General features: G+C 63.3%; 4 protein-coding genes. 3 read left to right on the top strand and 1 reads right to left on the bottom strand.

The annotated features are described in order from the left end of the window. Positions 1-270: 270 nt before the first annotated feature. Positions 271-495: hypothetical protein (locus tag FF86_RS36890; RefSeq protein ID WP_206779106.1), on the bottom strand; the 225-nt coding region annotated here is incomplete at its 5' end. A gap of 1,387 nt (positions 496-1,882) precedes the next feature. Here FF86_RS36890 and FF86_RS30800 point away from each other — a divergent pair. From FF86_RS30800 to FF86_RS69620, 3 genes are all read left to right on the top strand, one after another. Then, the gene (locus FF86_RS30800) at positions 1,883-2,170 is read left to right on the top strand and encodes a hypothetical protein (protein ID WP_052681684.1); all 288 of its coding nucleotides are present in this window, start codon (positions 1,883-1,885) and stop codon (positions 2,168-2,170) included. After that, positions 2,170-2,361, top strand: a complete 192-nt coding sequence (locus FF86_RS30805; RefSeq protein WP_044888770.1) for a hypothetical protein — start codon at positions 2,170-2,172, stop codon at positions 2,359-2,361. Before FF86_RS30800 ends, FF86_RS30805 begins: the two co-directional genes overlap by 1 nt. Before the next feature lie 914 nt (positions 2,362-3,275). After that, a complete protein-coding gene (locus FF86_RS69620) occupies positions 3,276-4,151 on the top strand; it encodes a hypothetical protein (RefSeq protein ID WP_396230212.1) in 876 nt (291 codons plus the stop codon). Positions 4,152-4,350: the final 199 nt, after the last annotated feature.

Here is a 4,350-nt window from a genome sequence, read left to right on the forward strand (position 1 = left end):
GGGGCGCCCGCGAGGCTCGGCGCCGGGGGGCGCCCGCGAGGCTCGGCGCCGGGGGGCGCCCGCGAGGCTCGGCGCCGGGGGGCGCCCGCGAGGCTACCTGACCCCCGCGCGGAGTGGCTAGCGGCTGATCCAGCCGAGCCACGCGCCCGCCACGACGCACGGCACGGCGACGAAGACGACGAGTACGGCGATGAAATACCAGGGGATTTTGTCGGAATCCCAGTCCCATGAAGACATTGATAAGACTCCTTCTGTGGGGCGGTGGGGTTTCTACAGCACCTGCTGATCTGTGATTATCAAATATGTGCGGGCGCCGTTGTAATACTCCACGAATATGCCGTACCGGTACGCCCATGGGGCGATTTCGTCGGCAAGCGTGACGGCTTTTATCTCAGGGGATTCCGCGTTGTAGGTGGCGTCTACCAGCAGCGCGCAGATGTAGGTGAGGGAATCCTCTTCGGCGGTGGCGGACATGAGGGGCGCCAGAGGTGGTCCNGTCTCCCTTCCTCCCGCGAGCCCGGGGTAGTGGAATGCTGCCACGTACACCGTTCCCCAACCCGTCTCTATGACGATACCCGCAGGTCGCACGGCCCACTCTGCCTCTTCTGCCGTGCGGACGGCGCGGATTCCTTTCGCTGATCGCAGCTTTTCCTGAAGGAGTTTTTCTAGGCGCTCATTTTCCATCGGGGCGCGGCCTGGACGGGGGTTGTGATACGGGCCGGAAGGTGTCGGCGGGTGGGGGTGGTGCGGGCGGTACGAACGGCACCCATCCTTTCGGTTTCCCGTGCGTCGTGTCGTTTCCGCTGCGGAGCCTACGGTCAATTTCCATTGCGAGGGCTTGCAACAGTTTTTTTTCATGGGTCTTACGGAAACTGTCGCCTTCGACGCGATAATGCTCGGAGGCTTTCTCTCGCCGTTCAGTCTTCGTCAAGGGCACTCGCCCGGGGGGTACGGGGTTGAGTGCGAGCAGTTCGCGGAGCGCCGTGCCGCGCGGGTGACCGAGTGCTTGCGTGGCCGCGTGTAGGAGCCGATAGACGGCAGTGGCGCGCGCCCACCTGCCTCCCGGTGCTGTGACGAGAGCCAACAAGTGGGGCGCGGCCTCCAGGACATCTTCGGGTCCGCGCGCGCCACGGTCCGCCAGGCGACCAAGATCCTCTAGAAGATCCTGTTCGTGGCTGCCCTCGATCATCACGGGTCCTCTCGTTCGTGCACACGCCCTTGCATCCGTAACAGCGCCCATCCTGACAGTGACCGGGCGTATACGCATCCGGGTTTAGTCCGGGTTGGGTCCGGGGTGTCCGTGCGCTGATGATCGGTCCGGGTCTGGTCCGGGTCCGGTCCCGCTGAATTCCGGGTGCTTCCAGGAATGACCCTCGTATTTNCCAGTCTGATACCTGCGCCGAGGCTCTTTCCCGGGAAGCATTAGCGGTGTTCGACGGGGCCGTATAAAGCGTCCTCGCGGCCCGTTCACCACTTCTCGGGAGCACCCGTGCTGCTATTCATTCTCTTCTTTTTTCTGTTCGCTCTCGCCGCGTCTCTGTTCCGCTTCCTCGCGGTCTTCGTGCAGGTCTCGTTGGCGCTGTACGCGGTTCATTGGGTCGCCGAAAACCCGCACGTCTACGGCGGATACTTCGTCGCNCTTCTCTTCCTGCTACTGGCCGTGCGCGCCGTGTCGAGGTGGGTCAACAAGCCGTGAAGGTCAGGATTCACATCTTCCTCTGGGCCGCTGTGATCGTCTGGCTTCTTTTCCTGTTCCTGGTGGGGGTGGCTGTCGGCCACGAATTGCGGCCGGACGTCCGGCCGCGGGCATGCCCGAACGAATCCCCGCGCGTGGAAAACGCCTTTTCCTTCTCTCCCTTCGACATTCCGCGAGGTGCCTGCAATGTTCGATGACCGTGAGCTGTCAGACCTGGAACGGCGCGCCGGCGACGCCTTCGACACCCACATGGACGGTTTCACGGCAAGCAGCGTCCTTCACGACATTTTCATGGACATTTTGAGCCAGGACCCGCAGGGCATCGAAGCCATCCGGTACGTACAGACCCTGTTGCGCGCCCACCGGGAGAAGACCAAGAAAGAGTGGAAGACCGCCCAGGACCTGTGGCTGTTCGCATCCGACATGGCCTACGGCGCCGACGTTGACGACGACGAGGACGGGATTGATCACTGATGTTTTCCATCTCCATTCTCTTCTTTCTCCTGATCGTGGTCATCGTCATGATCCGAGCTTTTGACCTGAGCGCGGGACAGGCTTTTATCTGCGTCGCGCTCGGTTTCTACGTGGCGCATTCCAGTTTCGCGGACACGTTCCAGAACCTGCTCACCCAGCTTCTCGGGATCTTTTCCTCAGTCCACCTGTAGACCGTGCGGGGGTGTCCGGTGCACGGACACCCCCGCTTTCTCCGGGAGGAGAAAAGATCGTGGCACGAACCCGCACAAACGATCAGCGTAGGGTGGCTCGGGAAATGCGCCGAATGCNCCGTCACATGCGCCGGTCGACACGAAGAAAACTCCGGGAAAATCGGTCCGGTCCGGGAATCGTGGCCAGTATCGCCGGTTTCTTTTGGCGGTATCGCAGTGAACTTCTCCCGCTCTACACCGGTCTTTTCTTGACGGTGTCCGCCACGGTGGCTCACCGGGCGTGGGGCACCGGTGGCGTGGTGCTGGTGGCCCTGTTCTGCCTGGTCACAGCGGGTCTGTTTGCTCGCAGGTTGGCGCGGCAAATCGAACGCGCCTATGCCTTGACCGTGATTTTTCTTGGCTCGGGATGGTGGTTGGCCGCTGGGATTCTTGGTCCTGGACACTGGCCTCTTCCCGCTCTGCTCGTGACTGTCGGGACGGTGGCCGCTGTTCCGTGGTGGGCGCACCGGCGCCGGCGGGAACGAGTCCGGGTGGAGCGGACCATTCGGGCGTGGCCTGTTCTCGCGGAAGACGCCGGACTTTCCGGCTCGCGGGTGATGTCCGCGGTGGTGGACGCATGGGGCTATACCGCACGGGTGGCACTACGACGTGGAATGTCCGCCCGTAGCGCCATCGCCCGAGCCGACGAAATCGCGAGCATGCTAGGCGTCCGCCCGAACTCCGTCCGGGTGACTGCCGATCCGGACCGGGAAGATCACGTCATTGTCCGCGTGACAGAGACTGATCCGCTGGCACGCCCGAACCCATGGCCCGGACACAGNAACGAACCCGTCACGATCACCAAACCGATTGCCATCGGAACCGCTGAGGATGGCACGACGACAACCGTTCTCCTACTCCGCCGGAATGTTCTTATAGGCGGCGTCGTCGGCTCCGGAAAATCAGGCATCGTGAACGCCATCTTGGCTGCCCTCATACCTGCGGACGATGTGATCGTGTGGGGCGTTGACCTGAAAGGAGGGATGGAACTTGGCCCATGGAGAAAATCCCTCGGACGCCTGGCCACCGGAATGGACGATGCGGTCACACTCTTCACGGACGCCCTAGCCGAACTCAACCGGCGCGCTTCCGAACAGGCCGACCGCGGGGAACGCACGTGGAATCCCACCCGTCAGCGTAAGGCACTCGTGATCCTCTGCGATGAATTCGCCGAGCTTCCCCCGGAAGCATTGGATCTGGCGGATTCCCTGGCCCGTCTCGGCCGCGCGGTCGCGGTCACCCTCATAGCTGCTACGCAACGACCCACCCAGGAATCTATGGGAAACGGCGCCATTCGTAGTCAGATGGACATTCGGATTGCCCTACGGGTTCGGGAACGCGCCGACACAGACCTCATTCTCGGCGCCGGAGCCTATAAAAGCGGATGGCGAACAGACGTCTTTTCTCTTCCCGGTGTCTTCCTTGTCCTCGACTCCGACCACACGACGCCCATACCCAACCGGGCCTACCTCGTGGAAGACGACACCGTCACGGCCATCACCGACCGCTTTCCCGCGCCGGTAGCTCTACCCGACCGGAAGGACGAACCGCACGCGGACCATTCCGCTGATCCCGACGATGCACTGTGGACGGCACTCACGTCCGACGACGGTGCCAGCGTGCCCGACCTGGTGACCGCGACCGGCCGGTCGCGCCGTTGGGTCTACTACGCCCTTCAGCAACTCCAGGAAACCGGCAAGGTGCATCAGGGCGCACCCGGACGCTGGCACGCCACCCCGGACCAGCCATGACCCACAGTCACGAAAACGCCGTGCACACCGGTGTGCAAACGATCGTGCAACGCTGTGCACACCGGTGTGCATGCACGGCCCTACGCGCGCGCGTGCGCGCCTGCGCGCATAGGCACCCACACACCCCCGACCGTGCACGCCACTGCACAACACCACAGACAGTCACATCCACCGGTGCCGGCGGCCCTCGGCGAGCGGG

The organism is Frankia sp. CpI1-P (genome assembly GCF_001421075.1).
GTDB lineage: Bacteria > Actinomycetota > Actinomycetes > Frankiales > Frankiaceae > Frankia > Frankia torreyi.